The organism is Rhodococcus sp. IEGM 27 (assembly GCF_033142305.1).
Classification (GTDB): Bacteria; Actinomycetota; Actinomycetes; order Mycobacteriales; family Mycobacteriaceae; genus Rhodococcus_F; species Rhodococcus_F oxybenzonivorans.
Genome location: NZ_JAWLSG010000004.1, coordinates 433881 through 456875, shown reverse-complemented (window position 1 = coordinate 456875; position 22995 = coordinate 433881). Strand labels below are relative to the sequence as shown.

The following is a 22995-nucleotide window of genomic DNA, read 5'->3' as shown; positions in this document are numbered from 1 at the left end:
GCCACATCATATGTTGCTTCGAGTTCGAAGCAGTGCTACGTTCGTTCTATTGCTTCAAATTCGAAGCAAATGGCGAAAGGGAAAACCATGAAGGCAGTGAGGTTTCACGAGGTGGGCGGACCCGACGTGCTCCGGTACGAGGAGATCGAGACACCGGAGCCGGCGACCGGACAGGTCCGGTTGCGTGTTGCAGCATCCGCATTCAATGCCGCCGACAATGGCATGCGGGCCGGGTTTCTGCCGATCCCAGTGGTGCTGCCGCACGTGCCGGGTTACGACGTCTCCGGCGTCGTCGATGCGATCGGTGACGGTGTCGACGAGGTCGCTGTGGGCGATGCGATTATCGGATTCCTGCCCATGGAGCGCGACGGTGGCGCTGCGGAGTACGTCATCGCCCCGGCCGACGCTGTTGTGGCTGCCCCGAAGAGTATCCCGCTCGTCGATGCCGCGGCTCTGCCCTCGGTGGCACTGACTGCGTGGCAGGCGCTCTTCGACGCCGGCCGGCTCGAAGCGGGGCAGCGGCTGCTCATCGTCGGCGCAGGCGGCGTCGTCGGCAAGTATGCGATCCAGCTCGCGAAACGGGCCGGCGTCTACGTCGTCGCGACCGCGAGCCCGCGCAGCATCGACGCAGTGCGCGCAGCCGGCGCCGACGAGATCATCGACCACACCGGTACCGACCTGCGTAGCGCCGTCGAGGGTCAGGTCGATGTGCTGCTGAACCTGGCCCCGATCGAGCCCGAGGACTTCGCCTCGCTGGTCGCGCTCGTGCGCGATGGCGGCGCAGTGGTCAGCACCACCGCGTTCATGGCCACTCCGGGTGACGACGATCGTGGGGTGCGTGCAGCCACCGTCTTCGTGCTGCAGAACCGTGAACGACTGACCGAGCTGGTTTCCCTCGTTGACGACGGCGAGCTCGTCGTGGAAGTCACGCGGCGAATTCCCCTCACTGAGCTGGCCGCACTTCACGCCCAAGCCAGCACGGACCGTGTTCCGGGCAAGGTGGTCGTTCTTGCCGAGTGAAGCCCCGCGAGGAGCATCGTGACCCTTGCGAACGACGCCACAGGTGTCTGTTGTTGCGGGCCGTTGTCAAGCACGTCTTCGACAAATTGAGCATTTGTGTAGTCAGTTGTCAATAACGAGGGTGCCCTTCTCGGCTGTGGAGGAGAAGGTGATCGAACCGGTACGGAGGGCGCCGGGAACGTGGAACTCAGACGCCACTCGGGTGAGAAGTTGTTCGGCCACGCCGCGAACTTTGACGTTCGCTTCCTGGGAAGATGAGGTGAGGACGTCGAAGGCTCGAGCAAGTTCGGGACCGGGGACCGCGGGGCTCGAGGACGAGTTGCGGTAGGGGCGGCCTCGGAAGGTCGACCACGCCGCGACTGTGACCGCGACGTTGGCTCCGCCGCCGAGGAATCTCGGGGTGACGCACTGGAGCAGCCGGTTGCTCGCCGACCGATTGAAGATCAGTAACACCACGGTCGCGGCGGCATGGCGCGAGTACGGTGTCAAGCCTTGGCGCAGTGCGACGTTCAAGTTCTCTACCGACCCGGAGTTGGGCGCCAGGGTCACCGACATCGTCGGGCTGTACTTGAATCCGCCGGACAACGCGATCGTGCTGTGCGTGGACGAGAAGTCGCAGATCCAGGCCCTGGACCGGACGGCACCGATGCTGCCGATGAGGATCGTTTCGGTCGAGAAACGTACCCACGACTATGTCCGACACGGCACCTCGACCCTGTTTGCAGCCCTGGACATCGCTACCGGAAAGGTCACCGGGCTGTGCAAACCGAGGCATCGTCATCAGGAGTTCCTCGTCTTCCTCGAGCACCTCGCCCGCGCCTACCCGGAGCGGGAGCTGTATCTGGTGATGGACAACTACGCCACTCACAAGAAGGTCGAAGTCCGGGCCTGGCTGGCCGAACATCCCCGTATTCATGCGCATTTCACGCCCACCTCGGCATCTTGGATGAACCTGGTGGAGGTGTAGTTCGGGATCATCGAACGTCTGGCCATCCACCGCGGAACCTTCGGTTCCGTCAAGGATCTGACCACCAAGATCCGCGCCTTCATCAACGGATGGAACACCCGATGCGCGCCGTTCGTCTGGACCAGGACTGCCGACCAAGTCCTTACCAAGGCAAACCGTCAAGAGACTTCAACAACAAGCCACTAGTATGTTCGGGATATCAATACGTTCCGATGTGCACCGGTATAGATGCTTTTCTATGCATTTCAGGGGACGCTAGGCGAGGGGCGCCCCGCAGGCGGAATCAACCAGCGGGACGGTCACTGCGGATTGATCGTCGCCACCGCACCGCTGCTGGTCTGGGGACTCGTCGTGGTCCCGACATCGATCTGATCAAAACGATCGTCAGATTCCGCCTCAACAGGTCGCCTTTGCCACGCCGCGTACGAGCACCCAGCTCGGCGGCGAGACATGGCAATGGTCAATGAAAGGCTCCACGCAATAACGGCGACGACTGACGGCCGAGACCGAGGGTCTTTACGGTCATGAGACAGCGATGTCAGCGATGCCGCTTCGTCTTCGGGCCCGTCGGACCGTGACGTGGCGAGGACGTCACAAGCGACCGCACCCAGGACTCCGTCCTGTCGATTGCAGAGTGGGGTCGCGGAGCGGACAGCGAATCGCGGCTCTGGCGTCGAATGTCGGTGCCGCAGGTTAGCCTCGAGTTGGTACCCGACAGCTGAGGAGCAGCGATGAGCGCGGTCACGACGAATCAACCACTCGGCACCCCCACCTGGATCGATCTGGGCATTCCCGACCTCGACCGGGCGATGACCTTCTACGGTTCGGTCTTCGGCTGGGAATTCGACGTGGGTCCCGAGGAGTACGGGCGGTACACGATGTGTCTGCTCGGCGGCAAGAAGGTCGCCGCGCTGATGCCGAATCCCGACGAGAACGCCGCCGCGTTCTGGTGGAACGTCTACCTGGCGACCGACGATCTCGAGGCGACTCTCGCTCGCTCCGCGGACGCGGGCGGCACGCTGCTGATGGAGCCCATGGACATCGCCGACCAGGGTCGGATGGCGATGGTGCGGGATCCGTCGGGTGCGCAGTTCGGCTTGTGGCAGGGGCGGGCCCACGTCGGCTGCGAGTTGGTGAACGAGCCGAACACGTTGTTGCGCAACGACTTGGTGACACCGAATCCCGGCCCGGCGCGGGACTTCTACTCGGCGGTGTTCGACTTCACGCTGGACGGGAACGACGACCTGCCCGGAGTGGATTTCACCTTTCTGCGCAGACCCGATGGGCACGAGGTCGGTGGCATCGTGGGCGACCCGGCCGCCTCGGAGTCCTCCTGGGGCACCCTCTTCCAGGTTGCCGATGCGCACGCGGCCGTTGCCGCCGCCCGGGCCCACGGGGGCACTGCGGAGGACCCGACGGACATGCCGTACGGGCGGACCGCGGATGTCACCGATCCGTTCGGGGCGACGTTCACGGTGGGTTCCCCGCTGCCGGGTGGGCAGGGGTAGCGGGGTCTCGGGGAGGTAGTTATCCGGTTCGGGAAGTGCGGGCGCCGGTCGGTCGCGTCCGAGTGAGGCAAGGGACGTGCCGGTCTGTCGGTGTGTTCTCGAGGTGAAGTGGGGCTCCCGGGGTTGCGGCAGTCGATGACAACATCGATCTGACGTGCAAATCCCGTGATGGAATGTCCCTTTCCCGGTCTGGGTAAAAGTCGGCCGGATAGTCCTTGCATGCGTCGGAGGCTGCATCCCGGCCGCGCGGTGACGGGATACGCCCCTCCGCCTGAGGTGACCTCAGAGGCTGGCTACGCAGTCAGGTCGATGATGATCTTGCCTGGTTGGCCGTGGGAGAACGAGTCCACGAAGGCGGCCGGCAGCTGTTCGAATCCGGGCAATACGGATTGCACGGCCTCCAGCTGTCCGGATTTGTGGAGTTTGCCGAGCGTGGCTTCAACTTCTGCTGCGCGGTCCATGTAGTCGAGCACGATGAATCCTTGTGTGAGGATTCTCTTGGTGAGAAGTTGCCCGAAATTGTGTGGTCCGGCGGGTCTTTCGGTCAGGTTGTAGCCGTCGATCAGGCCACACAATGCGATGTGTGCGTGGTTGTTGAGTCGGGTGATCGATGCGTCGAACATCGGGCCTCCCGAGTTTTCGAAGAGGCGGTCGATGCCGTCCGTTGTTGCCGCCTCGAGCTGGTCCTTCCAATCAGGGGCCTTGCGGTCGATGACGGCGTCGGCGCCGAGTCGGGCGACCATCGAGCACTTCTCGGCGCCTCCTGCGATGCCGACAACGCGTGCGCCCGTCTGCTTCGCGAGCTGGACGGCCACGCTGCCGACTGCGCCAGAGGCGCCGGAGATCAAGACGGTGTGTCCTGGTTCCGGCCGCAGGATGTCGCATACTCCGGCCCACGCGGTCAGGCCCGTCATCCCGAGAATGCCGAGGTAGTGCTCCAAGGGGACGTCCTCGCGTGAGGTGATGCGGTCCCAGTCAGTGCCGGGCGAGTTGACGATCTGGCGCCGTTGCCAGCCGACGAAGCCACGAACGATGTCGCCTGCGGTGAAGTTGCTGTTGCGTGAGGCGCTCACGCGGGCAAGACCGAAAGCGCGAACCGGCTCTCCGATTGCCACTGGCGGAAGATAACTCGGTCGGTCGTCGAGCCATCCCCTGATGGCCGGATCGATCGAGATGAAGAGGGTTTCGAGTGCGACGTCGCCGGCCTGGAGTTCGGGCAGGGCGACGTCCTCAACGCGGAAGTCCTCCAAGCTCACCTGCCCGTGGGGGCGCTGCGCCAGGACGATCTGTTGTGATGAATTCACGGTGTGCTACTCCTTCGTCACCGACGACGGTAGAAGTCATGACACGGCGAAACTTGGCCCTATGCGCACGGGGTTCGACGAGCACGCACAGCGCGCATTTTAATGTTGGATGCGTGTGCGCCTGATGAAAGCAGATGCGCGCAAACAGCCAAGACGTGACGTCCGCCACTTCGTAGTGTCGGTGAGACATGGGCTGCGCGCCGAGGAGCCCTCCTGGAAGATCCGGAGTCAGGAATGAATGACATACGCGCCGACCGACCTCTCGAGATTGCGGTCACGATCGATGACTTCGTCCTGTGGGACGGCGTTCCCATGCCGGACGAGACCACTCCCACCGACATCACGCGGTCTGTGGCGAAAACGCTGAACGACTACGGACTTACGGGGACCTACGGCTTCTCTCACACATACCGGCTCGAGAACGAGCCGGAGCAAATGGAGGCCTTCGAGGCGTGGGCCGAAGCGGGCCATCACCTGGGTAACCACACTCACCAGCATGCTCCACTGCGCTGGATGTCCGATGCGGCATTCCGATGCGATTTTGAGACGGCCGAGAAGTACATCGGTCATCTGATCGACGCTGCACCGTCGAAGTACTTCCGGTACCCCATGGACATGTCATCAGGATCCGAACGGCGTCGAGGAGAAGTCGAGACGTACATCGCAGATCTCGGCTACCGCACTGCCCCGATCACGAGTTGGTTCAGTGATTTCGCGTTCATCATGCCGTACTTCCGCGCGGTGACCCTTGGCGACAAGGCCGTGCAGAAGCAGGTACGCGACCTGCACGTGTCGACCGCGGTTGACATGCTCTACAAGCACGCGGATACCGCGCGTACCTTGTTCGGTGCCGACGCGCCCCTCATCTGGCTCGTACACGGCACCACGATCTCTCGTGACACCCTCGCTCCGATCCTCGAGGCCTTCCTCGAGCGTGGCGTGGAATTTGTCACCCTCGATGAGGCGATGAAGCATCCGGTGAACTTCGGGAAGCCGCCGTGTAATGAGAGCTTTACCAACCAGCTACAAAGGTTCGCGCTTGCTGCGGGCTTGCCGAAACCTGAACTCGACGTCGAGCGGCTAGCCGAGATCCTGAACCTCGCATCCATTCCCGGCCTCGACACGATGGCGACTTACGAAGAGCGCATGTTCAAGCCGCTGGCGAAGCGGGTGGGAGCGAAGTACGACTGGGATTGGTCCTGAGTCGGCAATCCACCTTCACAACGTCATCATCTGAAAGCAGGATCATGCTCAACCTGGCCACCATGCTTGCCGACACCGCTCGACGCACTCCCAGCAGAACCGCTGTCATCGAAGGTGACCGAACCCTCACCTTCGGTGAGATCGATGCGGCTGCGAACAGTGTCGCCCATCTTCTCCTTTCACGGGGGTTGCGCCCAGGCGACCGCGTCGCCCTGACGATCGCGAATGTTGTCGAGTTCCCGATCGTCTACTTCGGCATCCTCAAGGCCGGTGGAGCCGTCGTGCCGCTCAACACGATGCTCAAGCGGGAGGAGGTTGCCTACCACCTCCGTGACTCGGGCGCGACTGCCTACTTCTGTACCGTGCAGGGGCTCGACGACGAGGCGTGGCGCGGATTCCAGGACGTTGAATCCTGCGAGTATTTGGTCACCCTTGGTTCCGCAATGCTCGATGAGCCGGACGTGGGAACAACCTTGGCTGACGCATTGGCCGAACACCCGGCGGAAGACGTCCTGCTGGTGACCGAGGCAACGGACACGGCGGTGGTCCTGTACACGAGCGGGACGACCGGCAAGCCGAAGGGGGCGGAGCTCACCCACGCCAACATGGTCCTCAACGCCATCGGGCACAACCAACTGCTCGACGCCCGAGCCGACGACGTACATCTGGTCACTCTTCCGCTCTTCCACTCGTTCGCACAGACCGTACAGCTGAACGCCGGCTTCGCAATGGGTGCCACCCTGGTCCTGCTGCCACGATTCGACGCAGCTGAGGCCCTGGCGTTGATGACACAGCACGGGGTAACGGTCTTCGCCGGTGTCCCGACGATGTACTGGGCCCTGCTCAACAAGGCCTCTGACGGAATAGATGTCGATCTGGCCGGTCTCCTGCGAATCGCGCTTTCCGGCGCAGCTGCCATGCCCGTCGATGTGCTGGAGCGGTTCAGGGATGTCTTCGGTGTCGGGATCCGGGAGGGCTACGGACTCTCCGAAACCAGTCCGACTGTCACGTTCAACCCGCTCGACCAACCGAACCGGTCGGGATCGATCGGCAAACCGATCTGGGGAGTAGAGGTGAAGCTCATCGACGATCACTGGAACGAGGTTCCGGCCGGTGAGCCAGGAGAACTCGCCGTACGTGGATACAACGTGATGAAGGGATACCTGGGGCGGCCCGAGGCGACCAAGGATGTGATCCGCGACGGCTGGTTCCGCACGGGCGATATCGCAACCCGGGACGAGGACGGCTACTACTTCATCGTCGACCGCGCCAAGGACTTGATCGTGCGGGGAGGCTTCAACGTCTACCCGCGTGAGCTCGAAGAGGTGATCATCGGCCATCCAGAGGTCAGCCTCGTGGCCGTCGTCGGAATCCCCGACGAGCGAATCGGTGAGGAAGTGAAAGCCTTCGTCATCCGCGAGCCCGGATCGGAGTTGAAGGAGGAAGACCTGATCGGCTGGTCACGGGAACGGTTGGCCGCTTACAAGTACCCGCGCCTGGTGGAATTCAGGGACACCTTGCCGATGAACGCGACAGGAAAGCTCCTCAAGCGGGCTCTGCGATGATCACGCCGTTGGCGTGGGCGCCGGCGCGCGCTAGCGTCGACTGTGGCACGAGTCGTAATTTCGGCATACCGGTGTGAGTAGGTGTTGTGAGCTTGTATTCCGTCGATACGTTGCGCAGCAACGAGCACGACCAGCGCGAGCGCGGTGATTGGTGGCGCGATCAGGTCTCGTCGATCCACTGTCCGATGGCCTTTTCCCTTGCGGACAGCTACCAGGGAACCCTTCAGCATCAACATTCGGACACGTACCAGCTAATTCGCTGGTGGGGGGAAGCGGAGGTCCTCTCCCGGACGGCAGCCGACATCCGTCGACATCCACATGGCGCCTACGAACTGCTCATGCCGGTCCGGGGTGAAGTGATCCTCGAGCAGGATCGTCGTGAAGCCACGATCACACCGGCGGTCATGGCCCTCACATCGCTGGACACCGCGACTGTTCTGCGCCATGGTGATGGCTTCTCCTCGGTTGCATTCGTGATTCCACGTGACCGGATCGAGGCGCGGGTGCCGACATTGCCGCAACCCGGCACCGTCCTCGATGCAACATCGGGATTGGGACGCATCGTTGTCGACGTGGTCCGTAGTCTGCGGAGGGAGCGGCACGAGCTCACCGGCAGTCAGTTCGACGCGATCGCCGACCGAATCGTCGATCTCGTGGCGCTCGCCTACAACGCAGACACGGCCGCCGCATCCGTCGATGTTCAGGAAGGGTTGGTCACCGCCATCCGGCGCTTTGTTCGAGAGAACGCACACGATCCGAACCTCACAGGAGCCGTGGTCGCCACGCGCCTCGGCTGGTCGCTCCGGCACGTTCAGGCCCAATTGCAGCGGATCGGGACAACACCGTCGGACCTCATCCGAGAGGAGCGTTTGGCGTTGGCCCGGTTGCGTCTTCAGGACCGTGGCTGGAGCCACCAGAGCGTGACTCAGGTGGCATACTCCTCAGGATTCGGCGACCTCAGCACCTTCAGTAATGCGTACCGGCGGGCCTTCGGTGAGCGCCCGTCCGACACCCGTGCTGCGGCATCCGAAAACGGCTGAACCAGCAGACCCGCGTGTCGGCTCAGGCTCGACGACGGGCCTGCCCCGCGAGTCTGCTCATGCCTTGCGCGCGGTGCAAGCGGAATGCGCTGCGCCCCAAGCGATAATGCCAATGCGGTCCTAGCGTCGATAGCATGAATAGTGCAACGACCTCCGAAGTGCGACCGGGATTCGACTCCCTCTTCTCCGTCGCCGGGAGGACCGCCGTCGTAACCGGTGGCTCACGAGGGATCGGCGCCATGATCGCCCGCGGCCTGGCACTGGGCGGTGCCCACGTAGTCATCACCAGCCGAAAGGAAGAACAGTGCCGCGCGACGGCCGAAGCCATCAATGCTGAGGCAGACGCTGCCGGAATGGCAGGACGCTGCACCCCCGTCGCCAGCGACCTGTCGTCGGCCGAAGGGATGACCAATCTGGTCGACTGGCTCGGCGAGCACCTGACAAGCGTCGACATCCTGGTGAACAATGCCGGGGTCACCTGGGGTGCGCCACTTGAAGAGTTTCCCCTCATCGGGTGGACGAAGGTGCTCAACACCAACCTTGTCGCTCCGTTCTACCTCATCACGGGCACGCTTCCGCTTCTGCGCAATGCAGCCCGTCCCGACCGGCCCGCTCGTGTCATCAACATCGGCAGCGTGGAGGCCTTGGCAACGCCGAGCTGGGAGAACTACTCCTACAGTGCGAGCAAAGCCGGGCTGCACATGCTCACCCGCCATCTGGCCAAGCAACTGGCGTCCGACGGCATCACCGTCAACGCCATCGCCCCCGGCCCGATCCTGACGGACATGCTCGGACACGTCGCGGCGGATCCAGAGGTCGAGTCCGAGCTCCTCGAGCGCGTCCCGCTGGGCCGCTACGGACAAACTGACGACCTGATCGGCGCGGTCCGGTTCCTGGCCTCCCGTGCTGGCTCTTATCTCACCGGCACCATCATTCCGCTCGACGGCGGGATCTCCGGCTGCGCCGGCTGAAAGTGAACCTCCGCCTGCACCGTCTTCCACACACAGCAATCACCGATTCGAGGAACAACCGATGCCTGAAGCCGTTATCGCCGCCACCGCCGTTCACCGATCGGGAAACGATCGCGGGGTCATTGACGGACATTCGGCCCGATGACCTCACCGTCCAGATGGCCAATATCACTCCACTTGCGCGCATCGTCAACGTGTAGGCCCCAAGCCCGCACCGAGCGCTTCTCAGCGCCAACGTCACCGGTGGGGCCGTCGCAGGAGGTCGAACCTGGGCAGACTTGCGCGAAGCTCGGCCTCGAAACCATGTGCGTAGCGGAGGGCAGGGCATGGCCCTGCTCCTCGAACGGCTCTCCTGATCCGAAGTCACATCTAATCCCTGGAAGGAAACCCATTTCGTGAGCGCATCGCTTCATCCCGAACGCCGTCGCACCGCCATCGTCACCGGTGCCGCACGGGGAATCGGCGCCGCTGTCGCACAGCGGCTCGCAGCAGACGGCCACGCTGTCGCCGTCCTCGACCTCGACGAAGCCGCCGCCCAGAACGTGGTCGACACGATCACCCAGGCAGGGGGCACCGCGCTTGCTGTCGGCGCAGACGTCTCCAACGGAACTGCTGTCGAAAAAGCAGTGGACAAGATCACGGCAGCGCTTGGGGCACCGGTCGTTCTGGTCAACAACGCGGGCATCACCCGCGACAATCTTTTGTTCAAGATGTCGGCCACCGACTGGGATACCGTGATGAACGTCCACTTACGTGGCTCGTTCCTGATGACGAGAGAGGTCCAGGGACACATGACTCAGGCTGGTTTCGGAAGAATCATCAACCTCTCGAGCGTGTCGGCGCTCGGAAACCGCGGTCAAGCAAACTACGCCGCAGCCAAGGCCGGGCTGCAAGGTTTCACCAAGACTCTCGCCCTCGAACTCGGCAAGTTCGGCGTTACCGCCAACGCGGTTGCTCCCGGTTTCATCGAGACCGAGATGACCGCCGCGACGGCAGCCCGAATGGGAATGAAATTCGACGAACTCAAGAAGAGGGCGGCTGCTGACATCCCCGTCGGCCGAGTGGGGATCCCCGGCGACATCGCACACGCGATCTCATTCCTTGCCAGTGAGGGAGCCGGATTCGTCTCCGGGCAGGTTCTCTACGTCACCGGAGGGCCCAAGATATGAAGACGCTTAACGGAATCCACGAACTGCACGCGGTCGCGAACACCCGGGTCGGCCACTCGTCATGGCACACCGTCACCCAGGAGAAAATCGACGCATTTGCTGACGCGACGGGTGACCACCAGTGGATCCACGTCGATCCCTCACAGGCTGCTGACGGACCCTTCGGCGCCACCATCGCCCACGGGCATCTGCTGACCTCGATGATCCCGATGCTTGTATGGGAGGTCTACATCGTCGACGGCGTCCGGATGGGAATCAACTACGGGTCGAACAAGGTTCGATTCCCAGCACCCGTACCCGTCGGCTCACGGATTCGGGCTGCGGTTGACATAGCGAACGTTGAAACCGTTCCCTCGGGCGTCCAGGTTGTCACGGCCGTCACGATCGAACGCGAGAATGCGGACAAGCCGGTTTGTATTGCAGAGATTGTCAGCATCTACGTACCGAATTAACGTCGCAAACTTGGGAATCCCACCGGATAGATTGCACGATGACAAATGATTGAAGGGGCTGCACTCGTTCAGCGGGGCTCCGCGCTGCGGCGACCACGTCGCGGCGGAAACTCTTCGGGGAACGGCTTCGGGGATCGCGAAAGACTTCGGGATCTCCGTGCCGACCCTGCACAACTGGGTCAAAAATGGCCTCGGTGAGGAGGAAAGTGGGGAGTGAGGCTCCGGTGAAGACGTCGCCGAAGGAGATCGTGAGTGGGCGTTCAGAGAGGGGAACGAGGTGTCGTCCGCGGCCCAGCAGACCCCGATGCCGCTCTGAGAGCGACGCTGCGCGAATACGCCCGCACGCACCCGCTGCATGGTTTCCGTCGCGCCTGGGCGCACCTGAGGCACGACCAGGCCGCCGTGGTGAACAAGAAAAAGGTCCACCGGCTGTGGAAGGAGGAAGGCCTTCAGGTTTGGATTCATCATCCACGCACACGGTCCGGTGTCAGCTCGTGCCCGCAGATCGAAACCGACGCCCCGCATGTGGTGTGTGCTGTGGACTTCCAGTTCGACTCCACCATCGACGGCAAGCCCATCAAGATCGCCTCGAGGATCGACGAACACACGAGGCAGTCGCTGCTGAACATCGTGGAGCGTTCAATCACGGCGCAGCGGTTGACCGACGAGCTGGACAAGGCATTCGCGATGTGGGCGGAGCGCCGCTGGTGCTTCGAATGGACAACGGACCGGAGTTCATTTCCACTGTGCTGCAGCAGTTCTGCAGTGATCGGGTAGGAATTTCGTACATTCCGCCGGGGACGCCGTGGAACAACGGGCACATCGAATCGGGGGGTACCTCCCTGGACAAAGTCCTTGGGGGATCAATAATCGTCTACGGAAGGAATGCCTGAACCGGAATCACTGGACAAGCCTGCTGGAAGCTCGGGTGGTGATCGAGGACTTCACCGGCGACCACAACCATAGGCACAGGCCCTCGTCGCTGGGCTACCTGACGCCGGCCTGGGGTCCCTCCCGCTTGCGGGGGCGTACGCTGCCCACTGCACCCACACCCACCAACCGGTGGACGGGTGCGAGATCGACTGAACTTACACAATCGCGACTCTAGGACGCCGTGGTCCGACTATCGGGGACCTGCCAGTGGCAGTGCGGCCCGGTTGCGGCGGCTCGAACACATCCGCCGGTGCGGTGCACATCTGCAGCCGGCGCATCTGGGCCCGGACGTACGCGATCTCCTGGACCATCTCGCGGAAGCTGATCGTCAACCTGCCCCCGTGAAGGAGTCGGAGCAGTGCGATGACGGCGTGGAGCATGAGCGTTAGCATGTGTGCCTCCTAACGGCCAGTCTGCGCAGCACTCGGTTCGCCTACCGAACGCGAACACACATCAGGGCACGCCGGGATATCGAAGAGTTTTGTTCCGCGGCGATCGAAAGGTCAGAATTCGACCTTCAGTATCGGGCTGGTCGGCTTGGCCTGGCAACCGAGGATGTAGCCGTCGGCGACATCGTCGGGGTCGAGGGCGTCGGTAACGCCGGGATCAACGGTCCCCTCCACGAGAGTGCAGGCACACGAGCCGCATTCGCCTTCGCGGCAGGAGTACGGGGCATCGATCCCGGCGTTGACCATGACGTCGATCAGGGTGGCATCGGCCGGCCAGGCGAGGGTGTGGGTGTCGCCGTCGAGGGTGACGTCCACGGTCGAGGACTGGGTGTCGTCGGTGCCGGAGATCTGCTTGATCGGCGTGAAGGGGTCGCCGTCGAGGGAGCGGAATTCCTCGATGTGGATCCGGTGCCGGTCGTAGCCGATGCTGGTCATCGTTTCCTTGACCATGGCCATGAAGGGTGCTGGCCCGCAGACGAAGACGGTGCCGTCCTGGCCGCCCTCGGCGAACCCCTTCAGGCTGTCCGGGGTGGGTAATCCGGCCTCGTTTTCGAGCCGGTGTTCGATGGTGAGTCGATCCGGGTGCTTCTTGGCGAGATCGGCAAGTTCGGCGTCGAAGATGATCGACTCACGGTCCCGGTTGGCGTAGTACAGCGATACGGTTCCGGTCGCGGATGCCAGGACGGTCTTGAGGATCGACATCACCGGGGTGATGCCGCTCCCGGCGGCGAAGAGCCGGAAGTCGCCGTCGAGGCTGTGCGGGGTAAACGTGCCCGACGGCGGCAGAACGTGGACGTCGTCCCCGGCAGTGATGTGGTCGCACAGCCAGTTCGAGCCGTAGCCGTCGGCGGTGCGTTTGACGGTCACCTTGATGCGGTCGTCGGTGGCGGGGGAGCTGGCGATGGAGTAGCAGCGTGCCACCGAGCCGGTGCGTTCGCTGGGGATCCGGATGGTGAGGAATTGTCCGGGCCGGTAGGCGAATCGGTCGGCGAGGTCCTGGGGGACGTCGATGACGAGGGAGGCGGCGGCGGGTGTTTCGGCGATGACGTCGGCGACGCGGACGGTGTAGCCGAGGGAATCGGAGGCGACGGAGGTCATGGGTGCATCTTTCGTTGCAGCTCAGAATGGGAGAACGAGATCGAGTCGGCGCCGGGGGAACCGGCGCCCATGCAATCAGCGCTCGGCGGACGGCGCGGCCGGGGGCAGCGCCCGGAACCAGACCTCACCGAGGGAGCGGCCGAGTTCGTCGATACGTTCACGTTTGGGCGTCGAGGCGGGCAGGCCCACGTGCACGTAGGCCATCTGCTCGGTCATGCAGCCGAGGGACTCGGCGAGCAGATCGAGGTTGGTGTCCCCGATCTCCCCGCGGTCGTGCAGTTTCTGCAGCCAGCGGCGAGTGCGTGCGATGAAGTCTGCGCGAAGTTGCAGCCACAACTGCTGAAATCCCTCGTTGGCGCTGGCGGCGGCGGCTTCACGCAGCAACCGCAGGATGTGCCGGTGCCGGGAGTAGGCGTGCAGGTAGGTGATGTTGACCTCGATCAGCGCTTCGAGTTCCCCGCTGGTGGTCGCCTTGCGGCTGGTGGCTTCGGAGAGCTCCTGCAGGCCGGTGTGCATGGCGGCGAGGAATACGTCGTCGAGGTCGGTGAAGTGCCGGTAGAAGTTCCCCTGCGCGGTCTTGGCGCGGTGGGTGATGTCCGAGACCCGGGTGCGGGTGTAGCCGTATTCGCTGAAGCATTCGATGGCGGCCTGCACGATGCGTTCGCGGGTGAGTTCCCCGCGCTTGTTGGGACGCTTGGGGGCAGCCGCGCCGGGTTCGACGAGGCCGACGTGGGTGTAGACGTCGTCGAGGGTGCGCGGGGTGGCCGGATGTGGTGTGGTCATCCGTGCCTCCTCTCCGACGCCCTCGTTTGCGAACACGATATCACTAAAACCATTTGTCGCATCGTGCTGACCTCACGTTATGCCCGTTCCAGGTGCGCCGAGCGCAGGGAGGCGAGCGGGTGATTTGCCGGGACGGTGTCGGGCAGGAAGCCGAGCAGTGCGGTGAGGTATTCGTCGACGGCGGCCTGGTCCGGGGTGTGCAGGGCGTCGCCCTCGTACACCGATCCGGTGGCGCCGTCGACGGTGACGGTGAGCCCGGTCAGCTTCGCGACCGCGCCAGCTCCGGCGCCGACCACACACGGCAATCCGATCTCCCGGCACACCAGCGCCGCATGCGAGGTGGCGCCGCCGAGTTCGGTGACGACCGCCACCGATTCGAACATCGCGGGCACATCGTCCGGGGCGGTGGAGGGACGCACCAGCACGACCGGGGTTCCGGCCGCGGCGAGGTCGAGGGCCTGGTCGATGTCGCTGACAGCCTGGCCGACGGCGACACCGGGGCCGGCGCCGAGGCCGGTGGCCAGCACTGTCCGGTCGGCGTGCACGGCGTGGGTCGTCGCCAGGCTGGTGGCCTGTTCGGCCGAGATTCGGGTGACCGCCTCGTCGGCGGTGATGAGGCCCTCGCGGACCAGGTCGACGGCGATCCGGACCGCCGCGCGCGGGGAACGCTTCCCGGCCCGGCACTGCAGCACGTACAACCGTCCGCTTTCGACGGTGAATTCGATGTCGACCAGATCGTGGTGCTCGCGTTCGAGAACGTCGGCGATGCGCTCGAGTTCCGGGTAGACCTCCGGCAGGATCTCACCGATGGTGACGAGGGGGTGCGGGGTCTTCTCCCCGGACACGACGTCCTCGCCCTGGGCCTTTGCGAGCCATTCGCCATAAAGCGTGTTGTCGCCTGTAGCGGGGTCCCGGCTGAACATCACTCCGGTGCCGGACTGTTCGTCGCGGTTGCCGAACACCATCGCCTGCACGGTCACCGCGGTGCCGGCGCCGGCGCCGAGGTTGTGCCGGGCCCGGTAGGCCTTGACCCGCTCGTTGGTCCAGGAGTCGAAGACGGCGCCGATCGCCGCGCGCAGTTGCTCGAACGGATCACTCGGTGGCTGCGCGTCCGGGTTATCGGCGACGATGGCGGCGTAACTGTGGCAGAAGCGTTCCCAGGTGTCGGTCGCCCACTGCTGGTCACCGGTCTCGGTGGCGAGTGCCTCACACAGCTCGGGGGTGAGGCCGAGGTTGAGGACGGTGTCCATCATGCCGGGCATGGACTGCGCTGCGCCGGAGCGGACCGAGACGAGCAGCGGGGAGGGTCCGGCACCGAAGCGGCGGCCGGTTTCGGTCTCGATCCCGCGCAGGTGCTCGAGGACCTGCTGCCAGATTTCGTCGGGCAGGGAGCGACCGTTGTCGTGGTAGATCGCACAGACACCGGTGGGCAGGACGAAGGCCGGAGGCACCGGCAGTCCCATGGCCCGCATCTTGTTGACGCTGTACGCCTTGCCGCCGAGTATTTCCCGGGTGCCGGTGCGGGTGCCGTCGAGGGAGATCACGTGCTCTGTGGGGGTAGGGGAGTTCATAGCGAGAGTCCTTCGAAAACTAGGGATTTGGCGGCCGCGCGGGTGGCGAACAGGCCACCTTCGACCGGGATGTCGATGCCGTTGAGCCAGGACGCGGCGGGGGAGAGGGCGAACGCGACGACAGCGGCGATCTCGTGGGGGTAGCCGTGTCGGCCGACGGCGTTGTGGGAACGGGCCATCGCGTCAGCGCCCATGCTGGCCTCGAAGTCGACGAGGATCGGTGTCTCGACCGGGCCGGGGCTGACCGAAAGGGCCCGGATGCGGCGTCCGGTGAGTTTCGCCGACAGCAGCTGTGTCCAGTCGATAAGGGCGCGTTTGGAGGTGTCGTAGGCGGCGGGGCCCTTGACCGGGTGGTCCCGAAGCCAGGTGTTCAGGTCGGCGTGGTCGCGAACCTGCAGCAGTGCGTCGATCGACTCCGGCGTCTCGGTGTTGCGGTGCGCGGCGACGGAGGCGACGTTGACGATCGCCGATCCTTCTGCCATCCGCGGCAGTAACAGCTCGGTGAGCAGGCGCGGCCCGAGCAGGTTGACCGCCAACACGGTCTTGGCGGCGGCGGTGCCCGGGACACCGGCGACATTCGCCAGCCCGGTGATCTCGTCAGGCAGGGCCGCGACGGCGTCGGCGATGGAGCCGGGATCGGCGAGGTCACACAACAGGGTGCGTACCGATCCGATCGGGCAGTCGCGCCGGTCGAGGGCGTAGACCGCGATACCGGCTGCACTCAACTGGTCGGCGAGGGCGAGACCGATTCCCGAGGCGCCACCGGTGACGACGACGTTTCCGTTGAAAGTGGTGTTGGTCATGACATTACCGCCGTCACGTCGGTGAACTCCTCGATGCCGAGGTGGCCGAGTTCGCGGCCGTAGCCTGAATCCTTGACGCCACCGAAGGGGACTGTGGGCCGGTTGCGGGTGCGGACGCCGTTGATCTTGACCTGGCCGACGTCGAGGCGGCCGGCGAGCGCGCGGGCGCGGTCGACGTCGGCGGACCAGACCTCGGCGGACAGCCCGTACGCGCAGTCGTTGGCGATCCGTGCCGCGTCGTCGACGTCGGTGTAGGTCTGCACCGCGATGACCGGGCCGAAGATCTCCTCGCGGATCGCGCGGGCGTCCTCGGGCAGGCCGGTGACGATGGTGGGGTCGACGAAGAAGCCGGTCGGGGACACCTCGGACGGTTTACCGGTGCCGGTGATCAAATGCCCGCCCGCGGTGACGGCGTCACCGATGTAGTCGAGGACCCGGTCGCGCTGTCGCGCCGACGCGAGCGGACCCTGCCGGGTTCGGGGATCGGCGGGATTACCGAGAATGTGCTGCGCGACCGCCGCTTTCAGTATGTCGGTGGCGTCCGCGGCGCGCGCCTGGGGCAGCAGCAGCCGGGTGGTGGCGTTGCACGCCTGCCCGGAGTTGACCAGACCGGAGGCGACGACCCCGGTGAGCGCGGTCTCGAGGTCCGCGTCCGGTAGCACCACCGCGGGCGACTTTCCGCCGAGTTCGAGGGTACAGCGCGTCAATGTCTGCGCCGCGAGGGATGCGACCGTGCGGCCGGCGACGACGCTGCCGGTGAAGGAGACGTGCGCGAGCTGCGGATGCGCGACGAGGGCGGACCCGGTGACCGCACCGGTGCCGGTGACGACATTGAACACCCCGGGCGGGCAGCCCGCCTCGAGGAACAGCGCGGCGAGGGCGTTCGCGTCGTACGGCGTCATCTCCGACGCCTTGAGCACCACCGTCGATCCGGCCGCCAGCGCGGCGGAGACCTTGGCGACGATCTGGTGGACCGGCATGTTCCACGGGGTGACCGCGGCGATGACCCCGCTGCCCCGGCGCACCAGGGTCGCACCGTCGATGTCCTGCGACCACGGGAAGTTGCCCGCGGTCCGGGCGGTGGCCCGCAGCACATCCGCGGGAAGCTGCGCCTGGGTGACCTGTGCGAGGGAGATCGGCATCCCCATCTCGCGGCTGACGATGCCCGCGACGGCGTCGGCGTCCCGGGTGAGCAGATCCGCGGTCCGGTCGAGCAGTGCGGCGCGTTCGGCGACGTCGGTCGCCCGCCATGCCGGATGGGCGGCCGCCGCTGATCGGACGGCGGCGTCGATGACCTGCGCCCCGGCGTCGACGACCTCGCCGATCACCGTTTCGGTGTACGGGTCGATCACCTCGAGCACCGGCCCGTCCGGCACGAACCAGTCGCCGTCGATCAGACATCCGGCTCGGTCGAACGAGTCAGCCATGGCGCTGCTCCAATCGCACGGGAAGGGTTTTGATGCCGCGGAAAAAGTTGCTTTGCAACCGTTTCGGGGTGTCGACGACGGTGAGGTCGATGCCGCGCTCGATGAGTTTGGTGAAGAACAGTTTCGCCTCCAGGCGGGCGAGGTTGGCGCCGAGACAGGCATGATCACCCCACCCGAAACCGAGGTGCTCGTTCGGGAATCGGTCGGCGCGGAAGGTATTCGGGTCCTCGAAGACCCGTTCGTCCCGGTTCGCCGAGCAGAACCACATGACCACCTTGTCGCCGGCCTTGATGGTCTTGCCGTGCATTTCCACATCTCGGGTGGCGGTGCGCCGCATCGACAGCACCGGCGAAATGTAGCGCACCATTTCCTCGACCGCGGTGCGGATCTTGCCCGGATTCTCGCGCAGCATGTCCCACCACTGGGGGTTCTCGTGCAGGGCAAGGACACCGCCGGAGAGCAGGTTCCGGGTGGTTTCGTTGCCGGCGACCATCAGGATCAGGTAGTAGGCGTCGAGGTAACCGCGGGCCAGGGGGACGCCGTCGAGTTCGGCGGCGGTCAGCACGCTGATCAGGTCGTCGGCCGGGCAGGCGCGCCGCTCGGTCTCGAGGCCCCGGAAGTAGGTGAACACCTCGTCACGGGCACGCACCGCGGTTTCGGGGCCCTCGGAGTAGTCGGGATCCTCCGAGGCCATCTGGTTGGTCCAGCGCAGCAGATTGGGGCAGTCCTCGAGCGGGGCGCCGAGCAGGCGGCCGATCATCACCAGCGGAAGCTGAGCGGAGATGTTCGCGACCAGGTCGATCGGCCCGGCACCGACGGACTGATCGAGCAGCTCGTCGATCACCGCCTCGATGTCCGGAGTCAGCGTCTTCACCTTGGCCGGGCGCACGTGCGGGGTGACAATCTTGCGCAGCGGCCCGTGCTCGGGCGGGTCGACGTGATGGATGCTGCGGGCGCCTTCGCCCTCGGCGCGGCGGCTCGCGATCTGGGTACCTTCGGTGACGGTGAAGGTCTCGTGGTCCGAAGCGACGGCTTTGACGTCGGCGTATCGGGTCACCGACCAGAATCCCGGCCCGTTCGGTTCCTCGTTCCAGTGCAGAGGGTCCTCTTCACGCAGCTGCGCGAAGACCTCATCCGCGTAGCCGGATTCGAAGGCCCTCAGGTCCATCAGGTCGATACCACTGCTGGTGGTCATTGGATGTCTCCCGTCACGGTCACGTCCGTTTGTGACATGAGTGTCACTAAATCACAGATCCGTCAATTTGAAAATACCCCTTGTAAGATGAGTCGATTCACTTGTAGCCTGACCTTGATAGTGACGAAACATTCACAAAAAGAGGCCCTGTGTACCCACCCGCAATCGCCACCGAGCACCCGGACTCCCTCGCCTTCGTGATGGCCGGCTCCGGTTCCTCGCTGACCTACCGTCAGCTCGACGAGCAGTCCAACCAACTCGCCCACCTGCTACGCGCTCACGGCGTGACGGCCGGCGACTCCATCGTCCTGGTGATGGAGAACCGGATCGAGTGGCCGGTGGTGGTCGCCGCCGGAATGCGCGCGGGCCTGTACGTCACCCCGGTGAACTGGCACCTGACCCCCGCCGAGCTCGCCGCGCTTTTGACCGAAGCGGCGCCGGCCGCGGTGGTCACCAGCGGCTCGTTGGCCGAAGCCGTCGCCGCCGCCCTTCCGGACGGGCCCACCGCGCTCAATCTGTGCACCGATCCCGCACCCGGATTCGAACACCTCGCCGCCGCGATCGCGAACCAGCCGGCCACGCCCATCGCCGACGAACGGTTCGGTGCCCGCGTCCTCTACAGCGGTGGCACCACCGGCCGGCCCAAGGCATTCCGGCAGAAACTGCTCGACATCCACCCCGCCGAGGCCCCGACCCGCCACGCGGGCCTGGTAGAGAAACTGGGCATCGACTCGAACACGGTGCTGCTCTCGCCCGCCCCGAACTACCACGCCGCACCATTCACCTTCCAGCTGATGACAATGGCCGCCGGCGGCACGGTGGTGTGCATGGAACGGTTCGACGCCGCCGCCGCCATGACGGCGATCGCCACCTACGCAGTCACCCACTCCCAGTGGGTGCCCACAATGCTGCTGCGGATCCTCGCCCTGCCCGACCGGGACGCCATCACCCTCTCCACGGCGCACACCACCGCCGTCACCTCCGGCGCGCCGTGCCCTATCGAGGTCAAAGACCAGATCAACGCGTGGTGGGGGCCGATCCTGCACGAGTACTACGGCGCCTCCGAGGGCTACGGGCACACCTACATCTCCGCGACCGAATCCGCCGACCACCCCGGCTCGGTCGGCCGCCCCCTGGGCGGCACCCGCGTGCACATCACCGACGACGACGGAAACCCGCTGCCGGCAGGGGAGATCGGCAAGGTGTGGTTCGAGCCGCCCACCGCCTCCGCCTACGTCAACGCCGCTGACAACACCACCGATACCTGGAAGAGCATGGGCGATCGGGGCTATCTCGACGAGGACGGCTTTCTCTACCTTGCCGGACGGGAGAGCTTCATGATCATCTCCGGTGGAGTCAACATCTACCCCGAGGAGATCGAGGCCGCTCTGGTGCGTCACCCGGACGTCGTCGACGCCGCCGTCTTCGGCATCCCCGACCCCGAATTCGGGGAACAGGTCAAGGCGATGGTGGAGCTGCGCGAGGGTGTGGCGGCCGATGAAGCCACCGCTTCGAACCTCATCGATCACTGCCGTGCCAGCCTGGCCAGCTTCAAAGCCCCCCGGTCGGTCGACTTCGTGGACCGCTTACCGCGCCTGCCCACGGGCAAACTCAACAAAAAGGCCCTCCGCTCGCCGTATCTGGCGAGCTCGTGACCGACCTCCATCCCACCGATCGATCCGAACAGGAGCCAGATATGGTTCACACCCAGAACGACCAGCTCACCTTCGACGTCCTGCATTCACTGCGAGTGAAGGGGCTTGCAGGCGACGCGGTGCTCAGCGCCCTCTCGGGCGTGCCCGTCGAGGACCTGCCCGCCATCCTCGACCCGCTCGTCGAGCAGGGGCTGGTGGTACGCCGGGAAGGACGGATGCCGGGATCAATGCTGACCCCCGCCGGCAAGACCGAACATCTGCGGCTGCTCGAACAAGATCCGGCCACCACCGGCGCGGCCGACGCGCTGAAAGCCTTCTACGAACGCTTCCTGCCCATCAACTCCGACTTCAAGAAGATCTGCCAACGCTGGCAGATGCGCAGCGACGACACCCCCAACGATCACAACGACCCGGCCTACGACGGCGAGGTCGTCGACCAGCTGGCCCGGACCGACAAACAGCTCCGGGTGCCGCTACAAGAACTGGCGAACACACTGCCGCGGTTCGGCCGGTACATGCCCCGCCTCTCCGCCGCCCTCGACCGGGTCCGCGCCGGCGACAATGCCTCGTTTGCGCGGCCGATGTACGACAGCTACCACGACATCTGGATGGAACTGCACGAAGACCTCATCCTCAGCACCGGCCGCACCCGAGGCGCCGCCGACGAAGGCTGACACCAGCGCAACAAGAAACGGCGGTCCGGTCGATGACCGGACCGCCTCTTCTTGTGGAGCGAATGATGCTGTTGCACTACAGAAGAACAAGGAAGAAGGTTCGATCGACCACAGCATGGCGTGGTCGGTCGAACACTGGGTGCGCGCGTTCTAGGACTCGGTGACCGCGGCCGGGAGGGGCAGGCACCCCTCGACATGCGCCGCGACGTCGGAACCCTCAGAAGTGGCCTCCACGGCCGTGATCGCGCTGATCGACACGTAACCATCACGCACGAGGGCCGAGTCGGTGCCGGTGCCGAGTCGTTCGGTATTGGCGAAGCGCAGCAGCCGCACCACCTCCGAGGTCTTGTCGAAGGTCAGGCCGAGAAGTCCGCGCGGTGCCAGCGGCGCCATCCGCACGCCCTTGACGTCGCTGACGTCGAGATCGGGCACGTTGATGTTCAGCACGGTCCGCCGGGGACTGTGGGCGAGCATCCACCGTGCTGCCGACACCGCGATCCGGCTGGCGGTATCGAATCGGTGATCCGGTGGAAACCCGCAGCTGACGGCGAGACCGCGGACACCGAGGGTCGACGCGGTTAACGCAGCGGCCACCGTGCTCGAATTCAGGATCATCCGGCCGGTGTTCGGACCAGGATTGATGCCACTGACGACCAGGTCCGGCGGGGCGCCGAACACTCCGGCGCAAGCCGCGAACACCGCAAACGCGGGCGGGGCGTCGTAACTGATCGCCTGCACTCCCGGCAGATGCGCGAACCGGCGTTCCACGTACGAGATCTCCGCCTCGTGCTCGAGGGTGCCCAGTGACGAGCCACTACCGCTGCGTTCGTCGCGTGGTGCGGCGATCGTGATCTCGTAACCGTCGTCTGCCAGGGCAGTGGCCACCGCATGCAGGCCGGGGGCATCGATGCCGTCGTCGTTGGTGACCAAAATGCGCATCTGAGCGCTCTCCTTCCACGCCGACCTCCACAAACAGACGCCAGCTCAACCTCGTATCCAAGGATTGTGACTTAGGGTTCACACTTTTGTCTACCGTTGACTCCGTCGGAAAGTTGTGAGACTCGGGACTGGTACCCCTCTGGCTACCTCGATCGGAGAAGGTCGCATTCTGAATGTCCCGTGCATTTCAGGGTCACGCAGCAGAAAGTGAGGGAGTGGGACCTTCTCCGGTTTGTCCCACGGATCGACACGAAGGTTGGCTGGAGGGT

The 22995-nt window shown here is 64.9% G+C and carries 22 protein-coding genes and 1 pseudogene; 15 read left to right on the top strand and 8 right to left on the bottom strand.

The window, feature by feature from the left end; genetic code table 11:
* Positions 1–87 precede the first annotated feature (87 nt).
* From R4P95_RS16890 to R4P95_RS16875, 4 genes and pseudogenes are all read left to right on the top strand, one after another.
* On the top strand, positions 88–1020 hold the full coding sequence (locus R4P95_RS16890; protein WP_317745860.1) for an NADP-dependent oxidoreductase: 933 nt from the start codon (positions 88–90) through the stop codon (positions 1018–1020).
* A gap of 295 nt (positions 1021–1315) precedes the next feature.
* A pseudogene (locus R4P95_RS16885) lies at positions 1316–2173 on the top strand (IS630 family transposase); the annotation flags it as partial.
* A 42-nt stretch (positions 2174–2215) separates the two neighbouring features.
* Positions 2216–2359 (top strand): hypothetical protein, encoded by a 144-nt coding sequence (locus R4P95_RS16880; protein ID WP_213576596.1) that lies wholly within the window; start codon positions 2216–2218, stop codon positions 2357–2359.
* 359 nt (positions 2360–2718) lie between these two features.
* Positions 2719–3495 (top strand): VOC family protein, encoded by a 777-nt coding sequence (locus tag R4P95_RS16875; protein WP_317753857.1) that lies wholly within the window; start codon positions 2719–2721, stop codon positions 3493–3495.
* A gap of 293 nt (positions 3496–3788) precedes the next feature.
* Here the strand turns inward: R4P95_RS16875 and R4P95_RS16870 are convergent, their stop codons facing one another.
* Positions 3789–4799 (bottom strand): NADP-dependent oxidoreductase, encoded by a 1011-nt coding sequence (locus R4P95_RS16870; RefSeq protein WP_317745862.1) that lies wholly within the window; start codon positions 4797–4799, stop codon positions 3789–3791.
* A gap of 234 nt (positions 4800–5033) precedes the next feature.
* Between R4P95_RS16870 and R4P95_RS16865 the strand changes: the two genes are divergently transcribed.
* From R4P95_RS16865 to R4P95_RS16830, 9 genes are all read left to right on the top strand, one after another.
* The gene (locus R4P95_RS16865; RefSeq protein ID WP_317745863.1) at positions 5034–6002 is read left to right on the top strand and encodes a polysaccharide deacetylase family protein; all 969 of its coding nucleotides are present in this window, start codon (positions 5034–5036) and stop codon (positions 6000–6002) included.
* 44 nt (positions 6003–6046) lie between these two features.
* Positions 6047–7567, top strand: coding sequence for a long-chain fatty acid--CoA ligase (locus R4P95_RS16860; protein WP_317745864.1), 1521 nt, complete (start codon positions 6047–6049; stop codon positions 7565–7567).
* 86 nt (positions 7568–7653) lie between these two features.
* Positions 7654–8607 carry an AraC family transcriptional regulator gene (locus R4P95_RS16855; protein ID WP_317745865.1) on the top strand — a complete coding sequence of 318 codons (954 nt, stop codon included), beginning with the start codon at positions 7654–7656 and terminating at the stop codon, positions 8605–8607.
* A 134-nt stretch (positions 8608–8741) separates the two neighbouring features.
* Entirely contained in the window at positions 8742–9578 is an 837-nt protein-coding gene (locus R4P95_RS16850) for an SDR family oxidoreductase (protein WP_317745866.1), read from the top strand.
* 395 nt (positions 9579–9973) lie between these two features.
* The gene (fabG, locus tag R4P95_RS16845) at positions 9974–10747 is read left to right on the top strand and encodes a 3-oxoacyl-ACP reductase FabG (protein ID WP_317745867.1); all 774 of its coding nucleotides are present in this window, start codon (positions 9974–9976) and stop codon (positions 10745–10747) included.
* Complete coding sequence (locus R4P95_RS16840) at positions 10744–11199, top strand: MaoC family dehydratase (RefSeq protein WP_317745868.1); 456 nt, start codon at positions 10744–10746, stop codon at positions 11197–11199. Before fabG ends, R4P95_RS16840 begins: the two co-directional genes overlap by 4 nt.
* A 252-nt stretch (positions 11200–11451) precedes the next feature.
* A complete protein-coding gene (locus tag R4P95_RS16835; RefSeq protein ID WP_317745869.1) occupies positions 11452–11976 on the top strand; it encodes a transposase in 525 nt (174 codons plus the stop codon).
* 28 nt (positions 11977–12004) lie between these two features.
* Positions 12005–12307 carry an integrase core domain-containing protein gene (locus tag R4P95_RS33600; RefSeq protein ID WP_397517719.1) on the top strand — a complete coding sequence of 101 codons (303 nt, stop codon included), beginning with the start codon at positions 12005–12007 and terminating at the stop codon, positions 12305–12307.
* Between the two features lie 32 nt (positions 12308–12339).
* Positions 12340–12477 (top strand): hypothetical protein, encoded by a 138-nt coding sequence (locus R4P95_RS16830; RefSeq protein ID WP_317745870.1) that lies wholly within the window; start codon positions 12340–12342, stop codon positions 12475–12477.
* 158 nt (positions 12478–12635) lie between these two features.
* Here the strand turns inward: R4P95_RS16830 and R4P95_RS16825 are convergent, their stop codons facing one another.
* The 6 genes from R4P95_RS16825 to R4P95_RS16800 all read right to left on the bottom strand — a co-directional run bounded on the left by R4P95_RS16825 (position 12636) and on the right by R4P95_RS16800 (position 19458).
* Positions 12636–13679: a ferredoxin--NADP reductase gene (locus R4P95_RS16825; RefSeq protein WP_317745871.1), complete on the bottom strand. Its 1044-nt coding sequence runs from the start codon at positions 13677–13679 to the stop codon at positions 12636–12638.
* 75 nt (positions 13680–13754) lie between these two features.
* Entirely contained in the window at positions 13755–14462 is a 708-nt protein-coding gene (locus R4P95_RS16820) for a TetR/AcrR family transcriptional regulator (protein ID WP_317745872.1), read from the bottom strand.
* A 77-nt stretch (positions 14463–14539) separates the two neighbouring features.
* Positions 14540–16033: a pyruvate, phosphate dikinase gene (locus R4P95_RS16815; RefSeq protein ID WP_317745873.1), complete on the bottom strand. Its 1494-nt coding sequence runs from the start codon at positions 16031–16033 to the stop codon at positions 14540–14542.
* Positions 16030–16836 (bottom strand): coniferyl-alcohol dehydrogenase, encoded by an 807-nt coding sequence (locus R4P95_RS16810; RefSeq protein WP_317745874.1) that lies wholly within the window; start codon positions 16834–16836, stop codon positions 16030–16032. The genes R4P95_RS16815 and R4P95_RS16810 overlap by 4 nt, the downstream gene beginning before the upstream one ends.
* Complete coding sequence (locus R4P95_RS16805) at positions 16833–18263, bottom strand: aldehyde dehydrogenase family protein (RefSeq protein ID WP_317745875.1); 1431 nt, start codon at positions 18261–18263, stop codon at positions 16833–16835. The genes R4P95_RS16810 and R4P95_RS16805 overlap by 4 nt, the downstream gene beginning before the upstream one ends.
* Positions 18256–19458 (bottom strand): cytochrome P450, encoded by a 1203-nt coding sequence (locus tag R4P95_RS16800; protein ID WP_317745876.1) that lies wholly within the window; start codon positions 19456–19458, stop codon positions 18256–18258. Before R4P95_RS16800 ends, R4P95_RS16805 begins: the two co-directional genes overlap by 8 nt.
* 149 nt (positions 19459–19607) lie before the next feature.
* Between R4P95_RS16800 and R4P95_RS16795 the strand changes: the two genes are divergently transcribed.
* Both R4P95_RS16795 and R4P95_RS16790 read left to right on the top strand, forming a co-directional pair.
* On the top strand, positions 19608–21113 hold the full coding sequence (locus tag R4P95_RS16795) for a phage tail assembly chaperone (protein ID WP_317745877.1): 1506 nt from the start codon (positions 19608–19610) through the stop codon (positions 21111–21113).
* Between the two features lie 41 nt (positions 21114–21154).
* Positions 21155–21787 (top strand): MarR family transcriptional regulator, encoded by a 633-nt coding sequence (locus R4P95_RS16790; protein WP_317745878.1) that lies wholly within the window; start codon positions 21155–21157, stop codon positions 21785–21787.
* Positions 21788–21937: 150 nt separating this feature from the next.
* Here R4P95_RS16790 and surE read toward each other — a convergent pair whose 3' ends face one another.
* Positions 21938–22726, bottom strand: a complete 789-nt coding sequence (surE, locus tag R4P95_RS16785; RefSeq protein ID WP_317745879.1) for a 5'/3'-nucleotidase SurE — start codon at positions 22724–22726, stop codon at positions 21938–21940.
* Between the last annotated feature and the right edge of the window lie 269 nt (positions 22727–22995).

What these genes read in the sequence shown, in the direction of transcription:
- R4P95_RS16820 (WP_317745872.1), bottom strand. Translation starts at nt 14,462, where the DNA reads ATGACCACACCACATCCGGCCACCCCGCGCACCCTCGACGACGTCTAC.
- R4P95_RS16850 (WP_317745866.1), top strand. Translation starts at nt 8,742, where the DNA reads ATGAATAGTGCAACGACCTCCGAAGTGCGACCGGGATTCGACTCCCTC.
- R4P95_RS16840 (WP_317745868.1), top strand. Translation starts at nt 10,744, where the DNA reads ATGAAGACGCTTAACGGAATCCACGAACTGCACGCGGTCGCGAACACC.
- R4P95_RS16800 (WP_317745876.1), bottom strand. Translation starts at nt 19,458, where the DNA reads ATGACCACCAGCAGTGGTATCGACCTGATGGACCTGAGGGCCTTCGAA.
- R4P95_RS16815 (WP_317745873.1), bottom strand. Translation starts at nt 16,033, where the DNA reads ATGAACTCCCCTACCCCCACAGAGCACGTGATCTCCCTCGACGGCACC.
- R4P95_RS16790 (WP_317745878.1), top strand. Translation starts at nt 21,155, where the DNA reads ATGGTTCACACCCAGAACGACCAGCTCACCTTCGACGTCCTGCATTCA.
- R4P95_RS16810 (WP_317745874.1), bottom strand. Translation starts at nt 16,836, where the DNA reads ATGACCAACACCACTTTCAACGGAAACGTCGTCGTCACCGGTGGCGCC.
- R4P95_RS16875 (WP_317753857.1), top strand. Translation starts at nt 2,719, where the DNA reads ATGAGCGCGGTCACGACGAATCAACCACTCGGCACCCCCACCTGGATC.
- R4P95_RS16825 (WP_317745871.1), bottom strand. Translation starts at nt 13,679, where the DNA reads ATGACCTCCGTCGCCTCCGATTCCCTCGGCTACACCGTCCGCGTCGCC.
- R4P95_RS16890 (WP_317745860.1), top strand. Translation starts at nt 88, where the DNA reads ATGAAGGCAGTGAGGTTTCACGAGGTGGGCGGACCCGACGTGCTCCGG.
- surE (WP_317745879.1), bottom strand. Translation starts at nt 22,726, where the DNA reads ATGCGCATTTTGGTCACCAACGACGACGGCATCGATGCCCCCGGCCTG.
- R4P95_RS16880 (WP_213576596.1), top strand. Translation starts at nt 2,216, where the DNA reads ATGCTTTTCTATGCATTTCAGGGGACGCTAGGCGAGGGGCGCCCCGCA.
- R4P95_RS16860 (WP_317745864.1), top strand. Translation starts at nt 6,047, where the DNA reads ATGCTCAACCTGGCCACCATGCTTGCCGACACCGCTCGACGCACTCCC.
- R4P95_RS16805 (WP_317745875.1), bottom strand. Translation starts at nt 18,263, where the DNA reads ATGGCTGACTCGTTCGACCGAGCCGGATGTCTGATCGACGGCGACTGG.
- R4P95_RS16865 (WP_317745863.1), top strand. Translation starts at nt 5,034, where the DNA reads ATGAATGACATACGCGCCGACCGACCTCTCGAGATTGCGGTCACGATC.